The sequence below is a fragment of the Pseudonocardia sp. Ae150A_Ps1 genome (genome assembly GCF_001932315.1).
GTDB lineage: Bacteria > Actinomycetota > Actinomycetes > Mycobacteriales > Pseudonocardiaceae > Pseudonocardia.
Genome location: NZ_MCIJ01000002.1, coordinates 1 through 21,813 on the forward strand (window position 1 = coordinate 1; position 21,813 = coordinate 21,813).

Genomic DNA, 21,813 nt, shown 5'->3' on the forward strand with positions numbered 1-21,813 from the left:
CTCACTGTCTGATCTTGCCAGACCCGGCTACTGGCCCGGTCGGTGGCCGCTCTTACGGGCGTGTCGACCGCTGGGGTGGCCCGCCGGGCCCGTGGCGTCCATCGCGGTCGTCTAGGTCGTCGAGGTGCTCGACGCAGTCATCGAGGATCGCTTGGGTGGTCCGGACATGCCACGCCGCCGGCGCCTGATCCTCCAGCGTCGCCCCGTACGGGTTACGGACCTTCTCCGCCGCACACACCAACTCCCGGGTCGCCGCGAGGATCTTGTCCCGCAACCAGTTCTCCTCCACATCCACCCCACCACGACCCGCCCGCCGGACAGGACGGGTCGGGACGAGCCCCGGCGGCATCCACTGCCGTGCGGGATCCGGATCGGCGGGGGACGGATCGAGCATCGTGACCTCCGGGGAGACGAAGTACCTGCACGCGACGCGCAGCCAACCTCACAGCGCCGGCCAGTCAGCTCCGGCAGTGGTGAGTGATCGCGCCGTCACGGCGCGCGACCGAAAGAGTGGCACCCTCTGACGACGGCGTCAACTCCCTAGTTCAGCAGAGGTGCGTCGGACGACGACGCTGACTGATCCGTCCGTGTGGCGATGCGGGACGCTGCTACGGTTGGCCCTGGCCCTGGCCCTGGCCCTGGCCCTGGCCCTGGCCCTGGCCCTGGCCCTGGCCCTGGAGAGGACGATGCGTTGATGTCAGCTATCGAGGAGGATTGTTCGCTTACGTTTGCGGACAAGATAAATCAAGCCTTCGCGACGATGCATCGCCCGGGGGAGGATCCGCCTACGAATCGGGAGGTGGCTAATTGGTTGGCGGAAAATTCTAAGAACGGTGAGCCAACCCTCAGCGAGAACTATATAGGCCTTCTCAGGCGAGGTTTTCGAACGAATCCGACCTTGCATACTTTGCAGGCCTTGGCCCGATTTTTTGAAGTGCCCGTAGGTTATTTCGCAGAGAGCGGCTCGGCTGCGAAAGTGATTCACGAGGAACTTCAGTTGGTCGCGAGTTTACGTGACGCTAAGGTGCGCGGTATCGCGGCGCGCGCAGCGAGTCTGGACTCTGAGATGCGGTCGTGGCTCCACGATTTTGTGAACACGCTCCCTGGTGGGCGACCGCTGGGTAAGCAGCGGGATCAAGCGCGTCTACGATCTTTTGAGGTACCGGCCGATGAAGACCTTGACGCCTGGTGATTCTGGAGTGGAGCTGGGCTCACCTAACTTGGGTGACAACCTTATCTAGGATGTTGAGTAGGGAGTGAGCAGGCTGTGCTGGGAAAGTTTGGGCCGCGAAGGTTGCCGCTTTTGTGCTGGCCGGGACAGGGAGTGGAAGCACGGGCGAGCGGGCTGGTCCGTGATCTCGGCATGACGTTCCCGCTGGATCTGGATGAGTTCTGTCGGAAGGTCGGGGAGAACCGCAGACGACCCCTACAGGTCGTGGCATTCAATTTTCCCGACCCACGTATATTTGGGCTGTGGGTAGAATGTGATGCCGAAGATTTTATCTTCCACGATGCGAATCTGGCGCCTCGGCAGCGCACCAGGACAATTTTACACGAGATCGGCCACATGACGCTGGGGCATCAGCTGGGAGCCGGTGGCGATGATGATGTGGTGAGGATGGTGGCTCCGCATCTTCCTCCTGGCGTGATGCGGCGCCGCTGTCTTCGCCGAGACTGTTTTGAGTCTCCTCAAGAAAACGATGCCGAGCACTTTGCTGCCATGCTCCAGTACTGGAACTACCGCGCCGTCATGGTCAGCAAGTGCAGTATCTCAGGCGAACCGATAATGGATGCAATCGATATCTTCTGACCTTCCCGATTCGGCGGCCTCACCGTGGGTATCACCGCTATAGCTGTATGGTGCGTGCTTGCAATAGCGTTTTTGTCGCGACTTTTGGTGAATCAGCCCGCGCGGCGTCGCCCCACCGGGAACCTGCTGGTGGCAGCATTGTTTTTGATGGCGTTCACGGAACTCCGTCCCATTGCGTCCATCATCGACTCTCTTGCCTCGGGGCTAGATCGACTTCTGGCCAATATTTTTCTGCTTTTGGTATTCCTTTCGACTACCCTATTTTTCACTGCTTGTCAGGCTTCTCAGCTACTGCTAGCTCGCCCGGCAGCGCAAGCCTCAGTAGCCGTCCTGGCCAGCATCGGCCTCATTGTTTGCTGGGCTGCAAGCCCAGTAGGGATGCCTCGGTACCCGGATTTCCTAGATGGATATGAGGCCAGATTTGCCCCTGTATACCTCTTCTATCTGACAGGGAACTTCCACTTTGCATACTGCTGTGCACTGCTGGCCTGGAGTAGCTACAGAGCTGTAATCCGCCCGGCCACCCCGTTACGCTGGGCCTCCTGCCTAGCCCTGGTCAGCTCGACCGCGATGCTCATCGGCGGCCCCGTCATCCGAATTATAGTGGTGGCGACAGCGTGGGGAACTACTAGTGAAATACTAATTCCCGCGGACCTACTCCGAGCGGAACAGCTACTGCTAAAAGCAGGAATCCTTGGATTTATCGGGAGTCTGTGCGCGTTCGCAATTCAAATTTTTCGAGCGTACCGCCGAGAGCAGCTGCTCGCGCACAGGAAGAGTGGTCGGCTCAAGGCTCTTTGGGAGGAGCTGGCCGCAACAGTTCCGGGGGTTCATTTTAAGAGAAGGGGGGCTACTGGAAGAGTGAGCGATCTCCTGCTCCGCGATACTCAATTCCTGTATGGCAAAATTTTCGCGGAGTGCGAGTACGGTCTGTGGCTGGTCAGCGAATACGTAGTCACACCCTCTGAGCGAATGACTTTGAAGCAGCAAGCGCTGGCAGTGTACGAGGCGCTGGTTAGATTTCATAGAGGAAAAGCGATCGCGGCTGACCCGGTCCCGATCGCGCAAGCCGCCGAAGATGACGATCGACCGCTACTGGTGTTCGCCGCTGAGTTCGCAAAGCTTGTCGAGCGTTACGGCTCGCCCCGGAACAGTACGATCGCCTGAATGCGCTTCCACCGCTGAGCGTGCCGAGAGTATGAAGGAGTGAGAGTGGAGGATCTGTACACAGCCGCGACGGTCCTTCTCGGCCCGGAGGGGGAGTCCGTATCTGACGGCGCGGTCCTTGTTGCCGACGGGGTAATTTCCGCAGTCGGTCGCCGCGACGAGGTGGAAGTAGGTGTCGGTAGAGATGTTGCTGTGCATCAGTTCGGCGACGCGACAATCATTCCGGGGCTAGTCGATGCGCATGTGCATCTCGTATTTCATGGCGGCCCGAACATCCTGGACACCCTGTACGCCGAAGATGACGACACGCGGCTCGCACAAAAGATGACCGAGCGAGCCCAGGAACTCCTTAGGTCCGGTGTGACGACGGCGCAAGACCTCGGCGACAGAAACGGTCTGGCTCGGCAGGTTCGAGACTCAATCTCCGGTGGAGAAGTCCTCGGGCCACGATTGTTGACAGCAGGAGCACCGCTGACGGTGAAGGAAGGGCACTGCTGGTTCCTCGGGGGTGTAGTCGAGGGCGAGCGAGAGATCCGCGACCGGATCCGACTGCTCGCCGCCCAGGGCGTCGACGCGGTAAAAATTATGGCTTCGGGCGGTCAACTGACCCCTGGCCCGTACGCGATGTGGGATCCACAGTTCACCCTCACTGAGCTGCGGGCTGCGGTCGACGAAGCGCACGGCCACGGTCTACGGATCGCCGCCCATGCGCATAGCGCGGCCGCGATCGCACTGGCAGTCGATGCGGGCGTCGACACTGTCGAACACGCCACCTGGCTCGTGGAAGGACCCGACTGGGACCCCCGACCCGAGGTCGCCCAACAGATGGCCGAGCAAGGGACAGTGCTCTGCCATGCCAGTAGCAACGACTGGCGCGGCCTCGCCACAAAGGTCGGCGAGGTCTGGGCGCGGCAGCTGATGGGGCGTGTCGTTTGGTTCGATGAACACGGAGTCACTCAGATTGCTGGCACCGATGCCGGGGTCACCAGCTTCGCCGGAACAGCCGCGGCACTCGCACGGTTCACCGAGTATGGATTCCCTCCTGGAAAAGCGGTAGAGATCGGCACGGTTGCTGGTGCTAAAGCGTTGGGCCTCGACGCCGTCACCGGCTCGCTAGCCCCAGGAATGGCTGCCGACTTGCTTGTTGTCGAGGGGAACGTACTCGCTGATCTGTCAGCAGTAACGAGGCCCCGCCTCGTCATTATCAATGGTCAACATGTCGCTCCGAAATGACCAGATGAAGGACGGAGTAGGGTCATGTCCGGGGTCGGCAGAGTCGAAACAATCAACCGATTGAGTCAGAGGTGGTGGGGTTTAACTTCCGCCGACGTCGAGCTGAGTGTTTCGACGCGATCACCCGCCTGCGACCATACGTAGAAAGCGAGCAGCTACCTGAGGGTCCTGCGTATGTACTTGATTTTATCAAGGTGCTGCGAGAAGTAGCTGATCGCCAGATTCTGTTCGGAGATTTAACTGATCCCGAAATTTTGGGAATATGCGACAATCGATTCGATCGAGAGACCGAAGAGCTTCTGAAGATCTCGCGCGAATTGCGGCTCTGTCGGATATGTCCGCCGATGGGCGATGCTGGGTCGTCTTGAAAGTTGAGGAAAGTGGTGATGAAGCGATGAGCTCTACGGTGCTGGTCGGAAAAACTGTTCTGGTCGGTCCGGTTGGGTGCAGCGTTCAGGACGGAGCGGTTCGTATCCGTGATGGAAGGATCGACGCTGTCGGCCCGGGTCCCGAAGTTCTGGCCAGCTCACCAGAATCGGAGGTGAAACATTTCCCCGGTGCAACGCTCCTGCCGGGATTGATTGATGCGCACACGCACTTGGTGCTCGACGGCGGCCCGGGCGCCTCGCAGCGTTTCGCCGCGCCCGCCCGCGGCGGAAGCGGAGGCGATGATGAGGCGCTCCTCGGGCAGATGCGAATCCGGGCCGCCCACGCCCTGCAGACCGGGGTCACCACGATGAGGGACGTCGGAGATGCGCGTGGACTGGCCCGCCGCCTGCGGGATGAGCCGTCCCTGGACATCCCACTCCCCCGGATCCTTACAGCTGGTTCTGCGCTCACGATCAGAGACGGAGAAGCGGCGTTCCTTGGTGGTGCCGTGGAGCCTCAGGGCGGGCTTCGCGCCGCAGTACGGTCCCGTGTTGCTGAGGGTGCTGACTTCATCTCGATCATGGGATCAGGTGGTCTGCTCGGCCTGGCGGGGCCTGCTGTGTACGAGCCGCAGTTCTCGCTGTCGGAGATTTGTGAAGCTGTCGATGAAGCTCACGCGGCAGGTGTTCGGGTTGTTGTGCACGCGCATGCCGCGGAGGCGATCGCACGCGCTGTGCAAGCCGGTGCCGATGAAGTCGACCACATGACCGGAGTGACCAGAGAGCGCGATATCATTCGTGACGAGGTATCCGCCAGGCAGATGGCTGATCAAGGAATCGCGGCGTGTGTGATTCACAGCGCGAACTGGCGCCGTGTGGTGGCTGGCAGCAGTCACAAGATGTGGGACAAAATGTACGGAAAGTTGCCCTGGCTGGCGAAAGTCGGCGTGCCCCTCATAGCAGGGAGTCGAGCGGGGACTGCGAATGCCCTGTTCAGTAATTTTGTCGATGGGCTCGAAGCCTACACGTGGGCGGGTCTCAGCGCGGAGAGCGTTATCGAATCTGTAACTTCACGCTCGGCGAAGCATCTCGGTCTCGCCGAAGTGACAGGGCGGCTGAAAGTCGGGTTGGCTGGGGATGTGCTGGTCGTCGATGGTGATCCCCGTGAGGATATCGGGGCGCTCCGTAAGGTCCAGTATGTCCTCAGTGCGGGCAGGCCGGTCGGAACTGCCGCGACTTGCTGATGGTGCAGGACGATGGGGTTACGAATTGTGGGAGTTGTGGATTCGCTGACTTCAGCAGAGGCCGCTGTCGCGGTGGCTGTGAAGATTAACACCGTGCGCGTTGTGGATGCGCAGGAATCTGGTCTGGAGGGCAGGTTCGCTGCGTGTCGCGCTGGCATGGGCGGTGTTCCAGGGTTTCGGGGAGTTCAGCTCTTGCGGCCGGTCGATGGTGGTGGCCGGTATTTCGTGCTGTCGTGGTGGGATTCTGACGCCTCGTTTTGTGATTGGCTAGCGCATGGTCGGGAGATGGCGCATGGGGTGTCGTCGGCCGGGTTAGGTGTGGAGTCGGAGTTGTTGGAGTTCGAGGTCGTCGACCTACCCAGCATCGCCGACGTCCTGGGGTAGGTCGGCGGCGGGTTTACGTGGCCGCGCGCTGCGCTGTGGTGGGTATGTGGGCCCTCGGGTCCGGGATGGTCGAGGCATCCGCGGCTGCGGCACTCGCGGTCGGCGGCGTCTGGGTCCCAGAAGCCGGGGGGATCGGGGACGCTGTGGTGGGTGGGCCAGTAGGCGGCGCAGTCGCTGCAGAGGAAGATCTGGATCGGGCCGAGTCGCAGGTTCTGTGGTGGCTGGTCGCAGGTCGGGCACCGGTAGACGCTGTGGGCGTGGTCCCGGCGCAGCGCCGGCGGGCGGGTCTCGTTGGTGGCGGCGATGGCGATGGTCAAGGCGTTGTTCCTGTGTCGGTGGTGGCGTGCTGGGGGCGTACGGCGTGGTGGTGGGTGAAGCCGTGTTCGCTGAGGCGGTGGGCGAGTTCCCCGGTCGTGTACGCCGTGTGGACCGCCGATTCGTTGTCGTCACTCTCGTCGTCAGCGCTGTTTCTGCTGGTGGATGACTTGTTGAGGCGGTTTATGGGGCTGCCCTTTCCCGGTGCGCGTTTGTGGAGCGTCGCGCGGAATGTGGTGGTGTCGACGAGGTGTTGGATGACGCGTCCGTCGGCGACGAGGGCCCCGTGTTGGTCGTGGGCGGTGACGGTGAAGACGAACCGGGTGGTGGTCTCGCTGGCGCAGCGGGCGGTGACTTGGAGTCGGTCACCGGGGACCGAGGGCGCCCGGTGGGTGATCTCGACTTTCGCGCCGATCGGTGTCTGGCCTGGTCTGGCGCGGTGGTGTCGGAGGAAGTCCATGCAGGGCGCTTCGAGGAGACCGACGAGGTACCCGGTCGCGAACACCCGTTCCCCTGCCCGAAATGCCCCGAGGGTGGGGTGCAGGTCGGGGACGAGCTGATCGTCGGGGACGACGTAGAAGATCGACATCTCGTCGCTGGTGCCGCGACCGGTCCTGGTGGGGCGGAGCGCGGTGGTCATGGCCGGCGGGTCTTCGGCGTCGAGGTCGTCGAGCGGTCGTCCTCGACGGTGCCGTTGTCGGTGCCGTTGTCGGTGCCTGTCCCGGCGGCGCCGGCGTCGTTGTGGTGGTCGGCGGTGGTGCTGAGGGCGTGTCGGTGGTGTGGGGGGACCATGCTGGTGATCAGGGCGGAGATGATGTCGCGCTGTCGTTCGGGTAGGAGCGCCCAGTTGTGGAGCAGGTCGGTGCCGGCGGGTTCGCGGAGCAGGATGTGCAGGGTGTGCGCGGGTCCGTCGACGGCTTCGGGGTGGTCGGTGTGGAAGAAGTCGTCGTTGACGTTGTAGTAGCGGGCGAGCCAGCGCAGGTAGGTGGGTGAGGGTTCTTTCCCGCGGGTGCCGTTGAGGATTTTGGTGATGTAGACGTCGCTGACGCTGCCGCCTTGGCTGCGGATCCATCGGACGATGTCGGTGGCGGGGAAGATGGTCCCGTTGGGGCGGCGGATGCTGCTGGCGAGGTAGTTCAGTCGTTCGCTGATGGTGCCGAACCGGTTCGGGTCGGGAGCGCCGGGCTTGATCCGCGGCGGTGTCACCGTTTCTGCCCGACCGCGGGCCGGGTCGGTTTCTCCGCCGGTAGTTGTGGTGCTGTTGGCGCTGTCGAGCTGTGCTCGTCGTCGGCTCATGGTGCTCCTTCTCGTCTGGGGACTGCTCCCGGGCGTTCCTGATGGTCCTGGTTCCGGGTGTGTGGGGTCGGTGCTGTCAGGTACGACACCCTATCCCCGGGTTGGGTTCTCAGGTGTGCTTCACACGCACAAGTGGACGAATATACAACAATGGATAGTGTACAATCGTGGTGATGTTCGGGTCGGGGTCGATGGACGGGGGCAGTGGTGCGGGTGATGAAGCTCCGAGTCTCGCGCGGCGCCGGGCCTGCCGGTGGTCGTAGCGGCCGAGGTGTGCGTTGATGGGGCCGGTCGGCGGTGTTTCCGCGCTCGCGGCTGCTGTGACTCTGGTGCTTGGCTTCGCCGCTGGGGGCAGGGGGCCCGCGGAGGCGGGTGATGCGGTGTGTGGGTGGCGGATCACTGCGACCCACGTCCTGGCTGAACTCGCTGAGCTCGACCCTGGCAGCAAGAGCAGTAGCGGTGCGGGGGTGTTGCGGTCGGCGTTACTCGCTCTTGGCGCCGATGAGCCCGGTTTCGTCCCCGTCGCCTGCTATGACGCCGCGTCCGGTGCTGGGGATCATGAAAACGGATCCGGTACTCAACAGTCGCCGATCGGACAGGTCCCGCCGCCGGGGGCGAGGTCGTCGTCGACCGGTTCGTCCCCGACGCCTGCGCAGGACACGGGCCGTGGCGACACCGCTGGTGAGGTGTTCGGCTGGGGCGCCCCCGATGTTGTCGACGACTTCACCGGCACCGCGCTGGGGCCCGGGTGGAATGCCTATGACGGCCCGGGTCATGCCGGGAACGGCGCCCGCTCCCCGGATGCGGCGACCGTCGCCGACGGTGTGCTGACCATCGACGGCTCGGGGGACGGCACGACCGCCGGGCTGGCGTGGACCGCGCACTCCCAGAAGTACGGGCGCTGGGAAGTCCGCATGCGCGCCCCCACCGGCTCCCCGTCCTACAACGCCCTGGCGTTGCTGTGGCCGACGCAGGAGAACTTCCCCGTCGGTGGGGAGATCGACTTCGCCGAGATCATGAACCCGGACCGCAACACCGTCGAACTCTTTCTGCACTACGGGGCGGACAACTCCCAGGTCCACGGCGAACTGACCATCGACGCCACCGCGTGGCACAACTACGCCCTCGAGTGGACACCGCACGGTGTGACCGCGTTCGTCGACGGCCGCGAATGGTGGAAGACGACGGATACCTCGATCCTGCCGCCGGGCCCGATGCACCTGTGCCTGCAACTGGACTGGTTCCCCCGCGGCGACGGCGAGACCGGGCAGATGCAGGTCGACTGGGTCAAACAGTGGAGCCTCGCCGTCGGCGAGGGCCCGTCCACGGACTCACGCGGCAGCGAAGGGTCGACCGGCGCGGACTCCTCCACCTCGATCACCGACGAGGTCAACAACGTTGGTAGTCGCTGATGACCACAGCCCCGTTATGCCCTGCCCGCTTTGTTTGTTGATCATGAAGGAAGTGCATTGATGTCTGCTCGTTCTGGTTCTTCGCCCTTGTCCTCGCTGGCGGGGGTGGTGGTGCGTCGTTCGGCAGTCGCGGCGTTGACAGCGGGGGCGATGCTCGGCGGGACCGCGCTGACGCCGGGTTTGCTCGTCCCTGCTGCGGCGTCGGAGCTGGAGTCCGCGACCGAGGCTCCGCCGGGGGAGGGCGCGGTGGGTGTCCTGGGCGAGCTGACCGATGCGGGTCATAAAGCCGTGGACGCGGTCGGCGCGGCCGGGGGCGCGGTCACCGACGTCGTGAACGGCCCCGCCCCGGCACCCGCCCCGGCCCCTGTGTCTGAACCGCCGCCTCGCCCGGCCCCGGGGCCCGCGCCTGCTGCTCCGTCCGCGCCCGTGCCTGCGCCGCCGCGGGCCGCTCCACCCCGGCCGGCTCCTACTCCGTCGCCCCCGCCGCAGAACGTCCCCCCGCCGCCGGACGCGGCTCCGGCGCCCGTTCCCACCCCGGTCCCGGCGGTGTCGCCGTCGACTGCTCCGCCGCCGGACAAGGCGGTGCCGGACAAGGCGGTGCCGGTGCAGCCCGCCGCTACCACGACGACCGCCCCGGCCGCCTCCCACAGTCCTGCCGGGCCGGCGACCAGCGCAACTACGAGCGGGCCTGAGGACCACGGGAAGAAGCACGGCCCGGGCCGGCCTGGGAGCGAGGCCGGCCGGGGCGGCTCTGCCGGTGCCGGTCGCGGCAGCGAGGAACAGGTGAGTCGTTCGGGCTCTGGTCGTGGTGGCTCTGGCACGAACACCGCGACCGTCGCATCCGATGATGGTGGGGCGAGTGTGGAGGATGCGCGGGCTGCGGTCGCGCTGCTGGGAGAGTTCCTCGACACCCTGGATCCTGAGCCGACCCGCACGAGTAGCCCGGCCACGCGAACCACGGATGAGCACCCCAGTGCTGGTCAGAGCACCGACCCGCGGGGTGAAGGCCCGGGTGGCCAGCAGAGCGAGAGCCTGGCCGCCGGGGTGAAGAAGTTGACCGAGCAGGCCGCGCAGGCGGCAGCAGCGGATCCGGACGCGGCCGCATTGTTGGAGACCATCACCGACCCGGGTTTGAACCTCGACGACCTCGACACCACCAGCAGCAGGAGCGGTAGTGCTGGTGAGGTGATCTCTCGAACCAGCGGCAGCGCCGCCCCCGCCCCGGAGGTGTCGTCCGGCCCCGCCGTTCAGGAGCCCGCCGCGGCCGGGTCACCGTCGTCGGCCCAGGTCGCGGAGAAGAGCGCGGCCGCGGTCCCGGAGCGGGTGTGGGATGAGTTGGCCGGGTGTGAGTCGGGTGGGGACTGGGCGACCCCTACCGGGAACGGGTTCGCCGGTGGGCTGCAGTTCACGCCCTCGACCTGGAGAGCTTTCGGGGGTCAGGGCTCGGCCCACGAGGCGTCCCGGGCTGAGCAGATCGCGGTGGCGCAGCGGGTGCAGGACACCCAAGGGTGGGGCGCGTGGCCGGCATGTAGTGAGCGGCTCGGCCTCACCGACTAGACCGGAATCCGGTGGTGTCGGCTCGGGTGCTGGGACGTTGGCTCCGGACCTGTGGTGTGGGAGGGATTGACGCAGGGAGACCGTTGCGTCACCTACACCATGCCGCCGTTCCCACACGAGACGAGGAGGGTCGGTGGTGGCCAGGCCCGGAGACAACCCACCCGGGCCGACCGGCCGAGGGGCTCTTCAAACCTCGGCGGGTCAGCCCGAGCACCACGAACCGTAGCCGGTCGGCGCGGCCTGTGTCACTACCTCGCCAGCGTGGGCAACCACGACCAGCCCTGCGTTCGAGACCGGGGAGTCCACGTTGAAGACCATGACAACGGAGCTTGCGGCCGCGGCCGCGGTGGTGAGTGTGGTCATCGTGCTGTTCGTGATCGCCCTCGGCGGCGCAATCACCGCCGGCGGCCGCCCGTCCTCGCTGGGCGTTCCCGGGGTGGTGTGTGCCCCCGCCGGGGTGGATCCGGCCGATCTGGTCGACGGTTTCGGCACCGCTCAGGTGTCCAACGCCGTCCACATCGTCGCCACCGGCGCCGAACTGGGTGTCCCCGTCCGTGGCCAGGTGATCGCGGTCGCGACCGCGATGCAGGAATCGACCCTGCTCAACTACGCCAACCACACTGTCAACGAATCCTTGACGCACCCGCACGAGGCCGTCGGGGACGATCATGACTCGGTCGGGTTGTTCCAGCAGCGGGCCGCCGGCTGGGGCTCAGTCGCCACCCGCATGGACCCCAGGGGGTCGGCGCGGTTGTTCTACGAACGCCTGTTGCAGATTCCCGGGTGGGAGACGATGCCGTTGACCCGGGCCGCGCAGGCAGTGCAGATCAGCGCGTTCCCCGACGCCTACGCCAAGTGGGAACAACCCGCTGCGCTGCTGGTCGGCGCCCTGGACAACATCACCTGCACCCGCCCCGACGGTCCCCCCGGGTCGGTCCCGGTGGTGCCCGGCGGGGTGGACCCGCACATCCAGAAGGTCCTCGACCGTGCCCTCGCTCAGCAGGGCGTGCCGTATGTGTGGGCCGGCGGTGACGCCCACGGCCCCACCATGGGCGGGTTCGATTGCTCAGGGCTCATGACCTACGCCTTCGCCGGAATCGGGATCGGAGTGCCGCACCAGACCCAGGCGATCTGGGCGGCCTTCCAGCCACCCATCACCGACCCCGCCCAGGTCCAACCCGGGGACATGCTCCTGTTCTCCGGCAGCGGGCGCCCCGGCGGGATCCACCACGTCGGCCTCTACCTCGGCGCCGGCCGCATGCTCCATGCGCCGCAGACCGGAGACGTCGTCAAAACCGAGACCGACATCTGGAACCACACCTACTACGCCCGCGAGTTCATCGGCGCCGTACGCGCCACCCACCGACCAGCCGCATAGACGTCTGCGACACCAGATCGCAGGCGAGTGCTTGGGCCGGGCCGGTTATCCCTCAGCCGCAGCGGCTGGAGAGGCGGCGAGGTCGATGGCCTCGAATTCCAGCAGGTCAGCACCGGTCCCGACCTGAGGGCTAGACGAGTCGCAGTGCGCGGCCTCCCTGCCGTCAGTGCGCCACGCCTGAAAGGCGGCATCGGACTCCCAGCGCGTGTAAACGAAGTAACGGGTGTCGCCCGCGACCGGCCGCAGCAACTCGTATCCCAGGAAGCCGTCGACGTCACCCATGCAGCCTTGGGCGAAGCGGGCAGCGAACCGTGCCTCCAACTCCGGGCCCTGCCCAGCAGGCACAGTGATCGCGTTGATCTTCACGACGGTCATGCGCAAGATCTTACACGCGGGCCCGTGCACGTGCTCGCGCGATGCTGCGATGATGTCTGCTGTGATCTCGCCACCGCCAGCTGCCAGCCTTGACCTGCTCGCATCCGTAGAAGAACTCCGCGCTTGGTCGCGGACGACGCTCGCCGGCCACGTCATCGCGGTAGCGGCCGGGAAAGGCGGAGTCGGGAAAAGTACTCTAGCCGCAGAGCTGGCCTACTGCCTTGATGCGGTACTCGTCGATGCTGACTGGGACGACGGCTGCGTATCCAGGGCCCTCGGCTGGCGTCGCGAAACCCGTGCCAGATCTCCACTGCTCGACGCGCTTGACAGCGGTCGCGCCCCCCGTCTTATTCGCGGTGGTACCACCAAGCCAGACCTGGTCCCGGCCGGTCCAGACTTGGAAGCTCATCAACCACGACCGGAGAAATTTGCTGACCATCTCACGCGATGGGCCAGGGAATGGAAACGGCCAGTCGTGATCGACACCCACCCCGGCTCAGGGGCCGCAACTTACGGCGCGATGGCCGCAGCTCACGTGGTGCCCTGCCCCACGGAACTGGGAGAAAAGGATCTCAATGCGCTCGCTGGATGGTGCGAGAAACTGCAAGGATATCCCCTGTACATCGTCCCATCGCAGGTGCCGAAGAGTCCGGCCGATTCCCACCTGGACTGGCTCGATAAAATCGCGATCACCTACGACCTCAAGGTGAGTTCCGAGATTCCCCGCGCCGACTGGCTACCTCAACGAAAAGCTCGCACCGCCTTGTGCGCGGCAAAATCTCTATCGAAACGAAACACCCCGATGATCAGTGCCTACATCACGACAGCAAGAGAGGTGGCCGAACGTGCTCGCAATGCCTCCTAGTGACAACCTAGATTCCCATGTCGCCAACGAAAAACATACTAGTAATTCGTCGTCACCGACGGCGAAGCTCCGCGAGAGGAAAGCCAGCCGCCAGCCGCGGCGCCCCCCCGCGCCCCGTCATCCGAAGAAATTCGCGCACGAGCCCGCGTCCGCGCACGAGCCCGCGTCCGCGCACGAGCCCGCGTCCGCGCACGAGCCCGCGTCCGCGCACGAGCCCGCGTCCGCGCACGAGCCCGCGTCCGCGCACGAGCCCGCGTCCGCGCACGAGCCCGCGTCCGCGCACGAGCCCGCGTCCGCGCACGAGCCCGCGTCCGCGCACGAGCCCGCGTCCGCTAGATCTTCAAGAGCACGAGCTATCCGGGAATGCCCCGGGAACCGGCCCCAGGCAGCTTCTGACGACACGGCAGAGGGGCCCCAGGGGGATGAGCCTGTCCTATCGGTAGCTGTCCACGAGGGGCGCGCTGAGCGTAAAAATGTTGCCGATGCCGCCCTGTCCTGGGCTGCAGCGGCGCGCAAGCTGGATGCGCGGAGTTCGACCCTCATCCGAGCGGTGGAGGCGGCCCGGATGGCTGGCGTCCCCTTCGAGGAGTTATCTGCCGTACTTTCTGATGCTGAGCGTCGCGCGCTCGGGCGACCTCTCCCCATTGAGGTGCGGCATGTCGCAGACGGCCATCTTGGCCCCCGCTGAGCAGCAAGATCAAGATCTACCGTCGACTGAGCCCACCCTCTGGCTGGATCCAGATGCCGTTTTTGGTGGTGGTCAGGCCGAGCGTGGCGGGGTCGAGGCAGACGGTGGCGTCGTCGCGTTCGGCGCGGTGGATGTCCCACAGGGTGGCGTCGTCGAAGACGTGCCCGCAGCCGCCGGTGCGTTGGCAGCAGTGTGCGCGGTCGGGTCCGACCCAGGTGTGTCCGCAGCAGGTCATCCGGACAAGCGCAGCACTCACAGGGTGCTCAACGTTCCTTTCGTGACCACGTGTGCCGAAGATCGTCTGACTGTGGTGCTGTAGGTGCCAGCTCAGTGGAGGTGTTCATGGACGCGCCAGAGCCGGTCGGCGCCGTTGTCGTGGCCGTTGCGGGTCAGGGTGAGTGTTGCCGCGACGGGTTCGGGTGGTGTCCTCGGACTGCGGGGCGCGGCGCAGCGGGTGTGGACGGTACCCGATACCTGAACCGAGACCCGGTCACTACTACGCGGCGCCTCGGGCGGGATCACCGCGGCCAGGCCGGTGACGGTGACGCTGCAGCGGTCGGCGACTAGTTGCGGCCAGCCGCCCCCGGTCCGGGCCCCGTGCTCGACGAGCCGGGCGTTGGCTCGGGCTGCCGGCCCGGTCAGCAGCGGCGCGACCCGCTCAGTCCAGGCCAACGGGCCCGGGTCAGCGTGGGAGACGCTGCGGGTGGCGATCAGCCAACGTTGCGCAGTGACCAGTGGATCTGCCGAGGCCACCCCCACACCGTCCGGGGTCACGACGTCCGCGACGACCGCAGACGCAGCCTTAGGTGCAGGTCCGACCTCCGACCACAGCGACACCGACAGCAGCACCGCCCCACCCAGAGTGACGACCCCGGCGATGACCACACCGAGGATCACTCCGATCCTACCGCGGTGGTCGCGGCGCAGATCCGGTTCAAGGAACGACCGCCCCACCTGCCCCGGTCCTCCCGATCTAGCCTCTGTGTCTGTATTGCCCGGTCTTGCGTTCAAGAATATCGCCGTCGGCGGTGTCGGCGTTACCGAGTCCGGCAACAACCACCAGGTCGTGGCCGAGACAGCGGTTCCGGCATCGGATCGCCGCGTCGCTGTAGTCGCGGCGACCCTCCCATCCGATCATGTATGGTTCCACCGATTGATATTTCGTTCAGTACAGCGGTATCTACCGATGGCGTGTTGTTGGATGAAGCTGGGGTGGGGTGGTGGGTGTGCGGGAGCGTCCGTGTGTGGCTGGGGTCGCCGGCGGGGTCGGCACCTCGTTGCTTGCCTCGGCGTTGGGCGGTGTGGATCGCGGTGTTTACCGGGCGCAAACCGAGGTGGCGGTGCTGGTGTGCCGGTCGACGGTGTCCTCGGCAGGGTGTGCAGCACACGCGTTGCAGCACACCCCGGCCCCACCAGTCCTGGCCGTGGTCTCCGATGCTCCTGGGATGACATGGGGGCCGAATACGCGGAATCGGCTACGCAGTATCGAGCCATACACCGCCGGGATCGTGCCCATTCCTCTCGTGGCCGCCTGGCGGGACACGCTGCGGCCGGGCCTGCGCGCCACCCAGCTCCTGGCCCTCGATCCCGCCGAGTTGTCGAAACCTGAACGCGCGCTGGTCCGCGCGCTGGGACAGGTGATCGACGCTGTCCTCGACCTCCCCACCCGGGATCTCTCCGCCCGGGACACAGCTGCTGGCGAGGGCGCCACCGTCGACGGCTGTCCGGTCCCCGCTGCGGCGGATGTGAGTGCGGGTGCGGCCCGGGTGGGTCTGGCGTGACCGCGCTGCTCTGCGACCCGGCGGGGCCGGGTCTGTTCCCGCTCTGCTGTTCGTGTTCGAGGAGTCTGCATGTCTCTGGTGATGTCCGCTGCGGTGTCGGCGTCCGACACGACTGCTGCACTGGACCCAGCGCTGTTGCCGGGACAGGTGGTGCCGCCGGATCCCCCGGCGCAGCGCCCGCCGGGCAAGCTCGGGGATTTCGTCGACCAGATCATCGGCTGGATCAAGTGGGGCCTGATCGCCGCCGGCGTGGTCGGGCTGTTGGTGTGCGCGGGGATGATCGTCGTCGGGCGCAAACGCAATCATGCGATGGCCATCGACGGCCTGACCGGCACCCTGTGGGTCGTCGGGGGCCTCGCTTTGGCCGCGGGGGCGTCGGGGATCGTCGCGGTGTTCCTCTAGGGCTGAGGTTCGATGAGGAGTTGGGCGCGGATGAACCCGGAGATGTCTTTCTCGTCCGGGTCGGGTGGGTCGAGGTAGCAGACCTGCAGGTCCCGCCCGACGAACAGGATCATCCGCCGGATGATCTCTTCATCGAGTTCGGTCAACCCGTTCGCGGACAAGCCGGCGTTGAGCCACAACCAGGCCGATTGCATCGCCGACACCGCTTGCTGGACCCCGTCAGCGACCGCGGTCCCGCCGGGCAGCTTCCCTGTGGCGATCAGGGTCACGGTGAGTACGACCCCGTCGGTGGGGTCGGGCAGCGGCGCGACCGTCGCATCGACGATGCGGTCTTCCCGGATCTGCTCGACCAGGAACTCCGAGAGGACGTAGTTGACCTCGACCGGGTTCTTCCATCCCAGCGAGGGAAACAGCTGCCCGACCGTAACGAGAAGAGCGCCACTACCGCCATCACCCTCGCTCACGACAGGCCATCCTTCCCGACCTCCCCGACCTCCCCGACCGGGCCCAGTCCGGTATCCCGCACGTCCACGTCCACGTCCACGTCCACGTCCACGTCCACGACGGCGCCGGCGGAGGTGGTGTGAGGTGGAGTTCTGGACCGACCCCGGTGGGGCGTTGGCCGAGTCGGCGGCGGAGATCCTCGCCGCGCTGTTGACGTGGTGGCTCGCCGAGGAGACGGTGTTCGACGGCTTGCACGCGCATGCGGAGCGGTTCGCGGTGCTGACCGGCCCGGTCGTGGCCGCGATCGTCACGATCTGTCTGTTGTGTCAGGTCGGGAAGATGATCCTGACCCGCCGCGGGGAACCACTCGTCGACGCCGCAGCCGGCCTCATCCGGTTCGTAGCCGCCACCACGGTCGGGGTCCTGCTCGCCGTCACCACGCTCGCCGCCGCCGACGCGGCGACCATGCACTTCCTCGGCGCGGCGCTACCGGGGTTCGTCGACCGCCTCACCGAGGTCCTCCAGCTCAGCCAGATGGGGGTGGGCTCGCAGATCCTGCTCGGAGCCGTCGTCTTGGTCCTGGGCGCGTTGCAGTGGCTGGCGATGTTCGTCCGCCAGGCGGGGATCTTCGTGCTGATCGCAGTCCTCCCGATCGCCGCCGCCGGATCGCTGTCCGGGGCCACCCGCCGCTGGCTGCCCACCGTGATCGCCTGGCTGGCGGCGTTGATCTTCTACAAACCTGTCGCCGGGCTGATCTACGCCATCGGCATGACCCTCATCGCCACCCCCATACCCCCGGCTACCTCGGCCGAGGCCGGCCCGGAGTGGGTGGCGATCCTGGTCGGGATCGTCATCCTCGGGCTCGCCGTGATCGCGCTCCCGGCGATGATGCGGTTCTTCTCGTTCACCGGAACCACGATCACCAGCAGCTCCGCCGGTGGCATGATGGCCGGGGCGGCGACCGGGGCGGTCTCCCTGGCCGGGATGCGCAGCGGCCGATCCATGGAACTCACCGGCCCCGACAGCCTCCCCGCCTGGACCACCCCCACCCCCTCCTCTTCGTCGCCGACAGGTTCTCCCAGCGCCACCAGCACCGGCGCGGGCAACGGCATCGGGAACAGTCCGGGAGCAGGGAGTCCCGCAGCGGCGGAGTCCTCGGGCGCGGCTCCCGGTACTGCGCCCGGGCTGCAGAACACCCCGGCCCCCGCAGCAGCATCCGGACCTGCGCCGGGGGCAGCGACCGGGACCACCACCAGCATGGCGGGTGCCGGGGCTGGTGCTGCGGTGTCGGGGGTCGGCGCCGCCGCGGCCGGCGGAGCGGCGGCGGCGCAGGCCGCGCAGTCGGCTGCCGAGGCCACCGCCGAGCAGATGACCAGCACCACCAGCGAGACGCCCGCTTCCCGAGCAAGCGGAAGCGGGCCGCCGGCGGGTGCGGCCCAGACGCCACCCGGCGCAGGAGACACAGGAGCAGACCGGTGATCACCAGTGAGTAGCAACCCCGCCGGAGCCACCCGTCGGACCTATGGGAACTGGCGCCGGGCCCGCGGGTTCGGCATCGGCACCCTGTCACCGACCGAGACGAAAGTCGTGTTCACCGCCCTGGTCGCCCCCGCTCTGGTCGCGATCGGCTCCGGCCGCGCCGCCCTGGCCTTGGCTGCAGTGGGCGCGGCGGCGGTCGCGGTGACGGTGGTCAAGGTCGACGGACAGTCGATCACCGGCCTCGTACTGCGGCGACTGCGGTTCCACCGCGCCCAGAAGGCGGGCTGGACCGAGCTCTCCGGTGGGCTGCTCACCGACCACCCCCGCCGCCACGACCTCCCCGGTCCCCTCGCCCCAGTGGTGCCGCTGTCCACCGACGACGGCCGCGGCGCCCGCCAAGGCCTGCTGTGGGACCGCCGCACCGGGTGTGTGACGGCGGTGCTGCGGGTATCCCCCGTCGGGCTGGATTTGATCGACCGCACCCAGGCTGACACCTGGGTCGCGCAGTGGGGTGCTTTCCTCGCCGACCTCGGCTACCAGCCGATGATCCGGCATGTCACCGTCACCGTGGACACCTCACCCACCGGCGGGACCACCCTGCGCGACGACGTCACCACCCGCCTGCACCCGGCCGCACCGGCGGCGGCGCGGTCGGTCATGGCCGCCCTCGCCGCCGCCGCACCGTCCTCCGCCGCGGAGGTCAACACCTACGTCGCGCTCTGCTTCGACCCTGCCCGGGCGACTCCACGGCCCCCGGACCTTCCCGCGGCCGTCGCCGAGGTCACCCGCTGGTTGCCCGGCATGGAACGAGCGCTGTCCGCGACCGGGGTCGCGGTTCTGGGACGCGCCACCACACCCTGGCTGACCGATCACCTACGCGCCGCCTACGACCCCGCCGCCCGAGCTGATCTCGCCGCCGCTGCTGCTGACGCTGATGGCGGTAGCGGTGAGCGGCCGGACCCACCACCGCAGCACTGGGCGGCAGAGTGGGCTGAGGCGGCCCCAATCCGTGCCCGGGAGTCGTGGGATCACTGGCGGCACGACTCGGGGATGTCAGTGTCCTGGGCGATGATCGACGCACCGCGACAAGCTGTCATGGACCGCATCCTGGGCCCGCTACTGGCCCCCGGCCCCTTCGCCCGACGCATCACCCTGCTCTACACCCCGTTCAACGCCGCCGCCGCGGCCACCGAAGTCGAACGGGAGATCACCCACACCCACATCCGCCGCTCCTGGGCCCGAAAGACGAAACGCGACGAGACCCAACGCGACCGCGACGACCTCGCCCGCGCGATCCAGACCGCCCGCGAAGAAGCCGAAGGCGCCGGCCTGGGCCGCTTCACCCTGTATGTGACCACCACCGTCACCGACCCCGACCTGCTCCCCGCCGCAGTCGCCGACTGCGAACAACGCGCCGGACACAGCAAACTCCGGCTGCGCCGGCTCAACGGCGCCCACGCCGCCGGCTTCGCCGCCGCCCTCGGCCTCGGCGTCAACCCCGACGAACTCCACCACCGCCACTAGCCGCCGCGCACTCTCGGAGAGCAGACGTTCATGGCCACGACCGATCTCGATCCCGGCCACCCGGGTGAGCCGGTGCACCCGGCCGCGCCCGACCTGGTCTCCGCGCAGCAGACCCGAGGACAGAACCTGCCGCCGGCGTGGGGATGGCCGGCTCGCGGCGGCGGGCGCGCGACGAACGTCGAACCCGGGATCATGTGGCAAGCAACGACCTCTCAGATCTGCGGTCTGTTTCCTTTCGCGGTGGCCGGCGGTGCCGCACCCCGCGGCGTCCCGGTCGGGCGCCACCTGCACACCGGTGAACCCGTGGGCCTCGACCCCGCCCACTGGCTGCGCACCGGCCTGGTGTCCAACACCGGCATGTGGATCCAAGGACAACCCGGCATCGGGAAGTCGACGATCGTGAAACGCCTCCTCACCGGCCTGGTCGCCTTCGGCGCGACCGCCGTTGTCCCCGGCGATGTCAAAGGCGAATACACCAACCTCGTCACCCATCTCGGCGGCACCGTCTGGCGCCTCGGCCGCGGACTGCACTCGTTGAATCCCCTGGATGCGGGCCCGTTACGCGCCGCCCTACAGGCTGCGGTCGGGACCGAACGCACCCATCTGATCGAGACGATCCGCGCCCGCCGCCTCTCGCTGCTGGAAGCTCTGGTGGTGATCGTGCGCCGCGCCCCGGTCACCGTCACCGAACGCCGGATGCTCGCCACCGCCCTCGACCACACCACCCCAGACAGCCCCGGAAACAGCCCCGGAAACAGCGCTGGGGACGGTGCCGAGCCGGTGATCGGTGACATCCTCGGAGTCCTGAGCGCCCCGCCGGCGGCGATGCTGGCCGTCACCGCCTCCGACACCGAGCCCCACTACCGCCGCGAGGCCCGCGAGCTGATCAACACCCTCACCCTGATCTGCTCCGGATCGCTGCGCGGATTGTTCGACCGGCCGTCCACCGTCACCGCCGATCTCGACACCCCCGCGCTGTCCCTGGATATTTCGGCGTTGGATCACGACGACGATGACGTCGTCGCCGCCGCGATGCTCTCAGCGTGGGCATGGGCGGCGGGGGTCATCGACGCCAACACCGGGCTCGGCCGGACCCGGACGGTGTTCCGGGTCCAGGACGAACTCTGGCGAGCGTTGCGCGTCGCTCCCGGGCTGGTCGAGCTCTCCGACCGCGTCACCAGGTTGGGTCGGCATCGCGGGGAGATCTCCGCCCAGGTCACCCACTCCCTCGACGACCTCGACGCCCTGCCCACCCTCGAAGACCGCGCCAAGGCCCGCGGGATGGCCGGCCGCAACGCCATCACCGTCCTCGGCGGCATGACCGCCGCCGACCTCGACCGCCTCCACACCATCACCCCACTCAGCGACGCCGAACACGCGATGGTGCGCGGCTGGGCCGCCCCACCGACCTGGGTCCCCGGACAACTCCACCCCGGCCGCGGCAAATACCTGATCAAGTCCGGCGGCCGCACCGGCCTGCCCATCCACCTCACCCTCACACCCGACGAACTCGACCTCTACAACACCGACCACGCCTGGAACCGGCCACCGGCCAGGGAGACAACACGATGACGATCACCAGCACCCAGAGCGGGAAGACCCGCCCGTGGCACCCACAAGCACATCCGGACGAAAGTGATGAACCCCATCACAACCCCCCAGAGAGGGCAGTGAGCTGGCAGCATCACCACCGCGATACCGGACCCACGTCCGATGGCGCTGGTGGTGCCGCCCCGGGCCAGAGACCCCCGACCGACCCGGGGCAGCACCACCAGCCACGCCCCACCCCCGATGACACCACCCGGGCCCGGCGGTGACCGCCCCGTGACCACGCCGCCGCAGCACCAGCCAGGGATCCCATGGGCCCAACTCGCCGCCCCGCTCGCGCTGATCGGAGTCCTCGCCACCGGGACCGGGGCCATCACCCTCGTCTGGTCGGCCGCAGCCCTCGCCGGACCGGACACGGCACCGGGATGGGGATCGGCCACGACGAAAGCCCTGATCACCGCCACCGGGACCGGAAACCTCGACCCACTCATCGGCCATGCCGGGTCACGACCGCTGTTCTGGACCGTCCTCGTCATCGCTGCG

20 protein-coding genes are annotated in these 21,813 nt (G+C 67.2%); 14 read left to right on the top strand and 6 right to left on the bottom strand.

Translation table 11 applies throughout. From position 1 onward, the window contains the following. Positions 1-52: 52 nt before the first annotated feature. Positions 53-394: a hypothetical protein gene (locus Ae150APs1_RS28890; RefSeq protein WP_139317227.1), complete on the bottom strand. Its 342-nt coding sequence runs from the start codon at positions 392-394 to the stop codon at positions 53-55. Positions 395-1,363: 969 nt separating this feature from the next. Between Ae150APs1_RS28890 and Ae150APs1_RS31595 the strand changes: the two genes are divergently transcribed. The 4 genes from Ae150APs1_RS31595 to Ae150APs1_RS28905 all read left to right on the top strand — a co-directional run bounded on the left by Ae150APs1_RS31595 (position 1,364) and on the right by Ae150APs1_RS28905 (position 5,822). After that, positions 1,364-1,810, top strand: coding sequence for an ImmA/IrrE family metallo-endopeptidase (locus tag Ae150APs1_RS31595; RefSeq protein WP_139317229.1), 447 nt, complete (start codon positions 1,364-1,366; stop codon positions 1,808-1,810). A gap of 147 nt (positions 1,811-1,957) precedes the next feature. Then, the gene (locus tag Ae150APs1_RS31600) at positions 1,958-2,977 is read left to right on the top strand and encodes a DUF6545 domain-containing protein (RefSeq protein ID WP_139317230.1); all 1,020 of its coding nucleotides are present in this window, start codon (positions 1,958-1,960) and stop codon (positions 2,975-2,977) included. 45 nt (positions 2,978-3,022) lie between these two features. Then, entirely contained in the window at positions 3,023-4,210 is a 1,188-nt protein-coding gene (locus tag Ae150APs1_RS28900; protein WP_139317231.1) for an amidohydrolase family protein, read from the top strand. Between the two features lie 394 nt (positions 4,211-4,604). Then, positions 4,605-5,822 carry an amidohydrolase family protein gene (locus Ae150APs1_RS28905; protein WP_075302791.1) on the top strand — a complete coding sequence of 406 codons (1,218 nt, stop codon included), beginning with the start codon at positions 4,605-4,607 and terminating at the stop codon, positions 5,820-5,822. A 697-nt stretch (positions 5,823-6,519) separates the two neighbouring features. Here Ae150APs1_RS28905 and Ae150APs1_RS31605 read toward each other — a convergent pair. Further along, the gene (locus Ae150APs1_RS31605) at positions 6,520-7,161 is read right to left on the bottom strand and encodes a hotdog domain-containing protein (RefSeq protein ID WP_075302793.1); all 642 of its coding nucleotides are present in this window, start codon (positions 7,159-7,161) and stop codon (positions 6,520-6,522) included. After that, positions 7,158-7,817 carry a hypothetical protein gene (locus Ae150APs1_RS31610; RefSeq protein WP_139317641.1) on the bottom strand — a complete coding sequence of 220 codons (660 nt, stop codon included), beginning with the start codon at positions 7,815-7,817 and terminating at the stop codon, positions 7,158-7,160. The genes Ae150APs1_RS31605 and Ae150APs1_RS31610 overlap by 4 nt, the downstream gene beginning before the upstream one ends. A gap of 686 nt (positions 7,818-8,503) precedes the next feature. On the opposite strand from Ae150APs1_RS31610, the gene Ae150APs1_RS32345 reads away from it, so the two are divergent. The 3 genes from Ae150APs1_RS32345 (at position 8,504) to Ae150APs1_RS28935 (ending at position 12,164) form a co-directional block, all read left to right on the top strand. After that, the gene (locus Ae150APs1_RS32345; protein ID WP_075302797.1) at positions 8,504-9,229 is read left to right on the top strand and encodes a glycoside hydrolase family 16 protein; all 726 of its coding nucleotides are present in this window, start codon (positions 8,504-8,506) and stop codon (positions 9,227-9,229) included. 861 nt (positions 9,230-10,090) lie between these two features. Further along, positions 10,091-10,786: a transglycosylase family protein gene (locus Ae150APs1_RS34750; protein WP_349289921.1), complete on the top strand. Its 696-nt coding sequence runs from the start codon at positions 10,091-10,093 to the stop codon at positions 10,784-10,786. A 373-nt stretch (positions 10,787-11,159) separates the two neighbouring features. Next, positions 11,160-12,164, top strand: coding sequence for a C40 family peptidase (locus tag Ae150APs1_RS28935; RefSeq protein ID WP_170918206.1), 1,005 nt, complete (start codon positions 11,160-11,162; stop codon positions 12,162-12,164). A gap of 45 nt (positions 12,165-12,209) precedes the next feature. Here Ae150APs1_RS28935 and Ae150APs1_RS28940 read toward each other — a convergent pair whose 3' ends face one another. Then, positions 12,210-12,539 carry an antibiotic biosynthesis monooxygenase gene (locus Ae150APs1_RS28940; protein WP_075302801.1) on the bottom strand — a complete coding sequence of 110 codons (330 nt, stop codon included), beginning with the start codon at positions 12,537-12,539 and terminating at the stop codon, positions 12,210-12,212. Here Ae150APs1_RS28940 and Ae150APs1_RS28945 point away from each other — a divergent pair. Continuing rightward, positions 12,520-13,404, top strand: a complete 885-nt coding sequence (locus Ae150APs1_RS28945) for a ParA family protein (protein ID WP_170918207.1) — start codon at positions 12,520-12,522, stop codon at positions 13,402-13,404. The two genes, Ae150APs1_RS28940 and Ae150APs1_RS28945, sit on opposite strands and share 20 nt — an antisense overlap. A 656-nt stretch (positions 13,405-14,060) precedes the next feature. After that, positions 14,061-14,411, top strand: coding sequence for a hypothetical protein (locus tag Ae150APs1_RS32355; protein WP_170918208.1), 351 nt, complete (start codon positions 14,061-14,063; stop codon positions 14,409-14,411). 8 nt (positions 14,412-14,419) lie between these two features. Here Ae150APs1_RS32355 and Ae150APs1_RS28960 read toward each other — a convergent pair whose 3' ends face one another. Beyond that, the gene (locus Ae150APs1_RS28960) at positions 14,420-15,046 is read right to left on the bottom strand and encodes a hypothetical protein (protein ID WP_075302805.1); all 627 of its coding nucleotides are present in this window, start codon (positions 15,044-15,046) and stop codon (positions 14,420-14,422) included. 554 nt (positions 15,047-15,600) lie between these two features. Here Ae150APs1_RS28960 and Ae150APs1_RS28965 point away from each other — a divergent pair. Continuing rightward, entirely contained in the window at positions 15,601-15,873 is a 273-nt protein-coding gene (locus Ae150APs1_RS28965; protein ID WP_139317232.1) for a hypothetical protein, read from the top strand. A gap of 69 nt (positions 15,874-15,942) precedes the next feature. Next, a complete protein-coding gene (locus tag Ae150APs1_RS28970) occupies positions 15,943-16,275 on the top strand; it encodes a hypothetical protein (RefSeq protein ID WP_083680579.1) in 333 nt (110 codons plus the stop codon). Here the strand turns inward: Ae150APs1_RS28970 and Ae150APs1_RS32365 are convergent. Then, positions 16,272-16,739 carry a hypothetical protein gene (locus tag Ae150APs1_RS32365; protein ID WP_075302809.1) on the bottom strand — a complete coding sequence of 156 codons (468 nt, stop codon included), beginning with the start codon at positions 16,737-16,739 and terminating at the stop codon, positions 16,272-16,274. The two genes, Ae150APs1_RS28970 and Ae150APs1_RS32365, sit on opposite strands and share 4 nt — an antisense overlap. A 124-nt stretch (positions 16,740-16,863) precedes the next feature. Between Ae150APs1_RS32365 and Ae150APs1_RS28980 the strand changes: the two genes are divergently transcribed. From Ae150APs1_RS28980 to Ae150APs1_RS28990, 3 genes are read left to right on the top strand one after another with little or no spacing between them, the layout of a single operon-like run. Further along, positions 16,864-18,198, top strand: a complete 1,335-nt coding sequence (locus tag Ae150APs1_RS28980; RefSeq protein ID WP_075302811.1) for a hypothetical protein — start codon at positions 16,864-16,866, stop codon at positions 18,196-18,198. Between the two features lie 6 nt (positions 18,199-18,204). Beyond that, positions 18,205-19,722: an SCO6880 family protein gene (locus tag Ae150APs1_RS28985; protein ID WP_075302813.1), complete on the top strand. Its 1,518-nt coding sequence runs from the start codon at positions 18,205-18,207 to the stop codon at positions 19,720-19,722. A gap of 30 nt (positions 19,723-19,752) precedes the next feature. Then, entirely contained in the window at positions 19,753-21,294 is a 1,542-nt protein-coding gene (locus Ae150APs1_RS28990) for a hypothetical protein (RefSeq protein ID WP_139317235.1), read from the top strand. Positions 21,295-21,813: the final 519 nt, after the last annotated feature.

Excerpts from the sequence above, each read along its gene's own strand:
- Ae150APs1_RS28890 (WP_139317227.1), bottom strand. The coding sequence starts at position 394 with ATGCTCGATCCGTCCCCCGCCGATCCGGATCCCGCACGGCAGTGGATG.
- Ae150APs1_RS31595 (WP_139317229.1), top strand. The coding sequence starts at position 1,364 with ATGACGTTCCCGCTGGATCTGGATGAGTTCTGTCGGAAGGTCGGGGAG.
- Ae150APs1_RS31600 (WP_139317230.1), top strand. The coding sequence starts at position 1,958 with ATGGCGTTCACGGAACTCCGTCCCATTGCGTCCATCATCGACTCTCTT.
- Ae150APs1_RS28905 (WP_075302791.1), top strand. The coding sequence starts at position 4,605 with ATGAGCTCTACGGTGCTGGTCGGAAAAACTGTTCTGGTCGGTCCGGTT.
- Ae150APs1_RS31605 (WP_075302793.1), bottom strand. The coding sequence starts at position 7,161 with ATGACCACCGCGCTCCGCCCCACCAGGACCGGTCGCGGCACCAGCGAC.
- Ae150APs1_RS31610 (WP_139317641.1), bottom strand. The coding sequence starts at position 7,817 with ATGAGCCGACGACGAGCACAGCTCGACAGCGCCAACAGCACCACAACT.
- Ae150APs1_RS28940 (WP_075302801.1), bottom strand. The coding sequence starts at position 12,539 with ATGACCGTCGTGAAGATCAACGCGATCACTGTGCCTGCTGGGCAGGGC.
- Ae150APs1_RS32355 (WP_170918208.1), top strand. The coding sequence starts at position 14,061 with ATGTCGCAGACGGCCATCTTGGCCCCCGCTGAGCAGCAAGATCAAGAT.
- Ae150APs1_RS28970 (WP_083680579.1), top strand. The coding sequence starts at position 15,943 with ATGTCTCTGGTGATGTCCGCTGCGGTGTCGGCGTCCGACACGACTGCT.
- Ae150APs1_RS28990 (WP_139317235.1), top strand. The coding sequence starts at position 19,753 with ATGGCCACGACCGATCTCGATCCCGGCCACCCGGGTGAGCCGGTGCAC.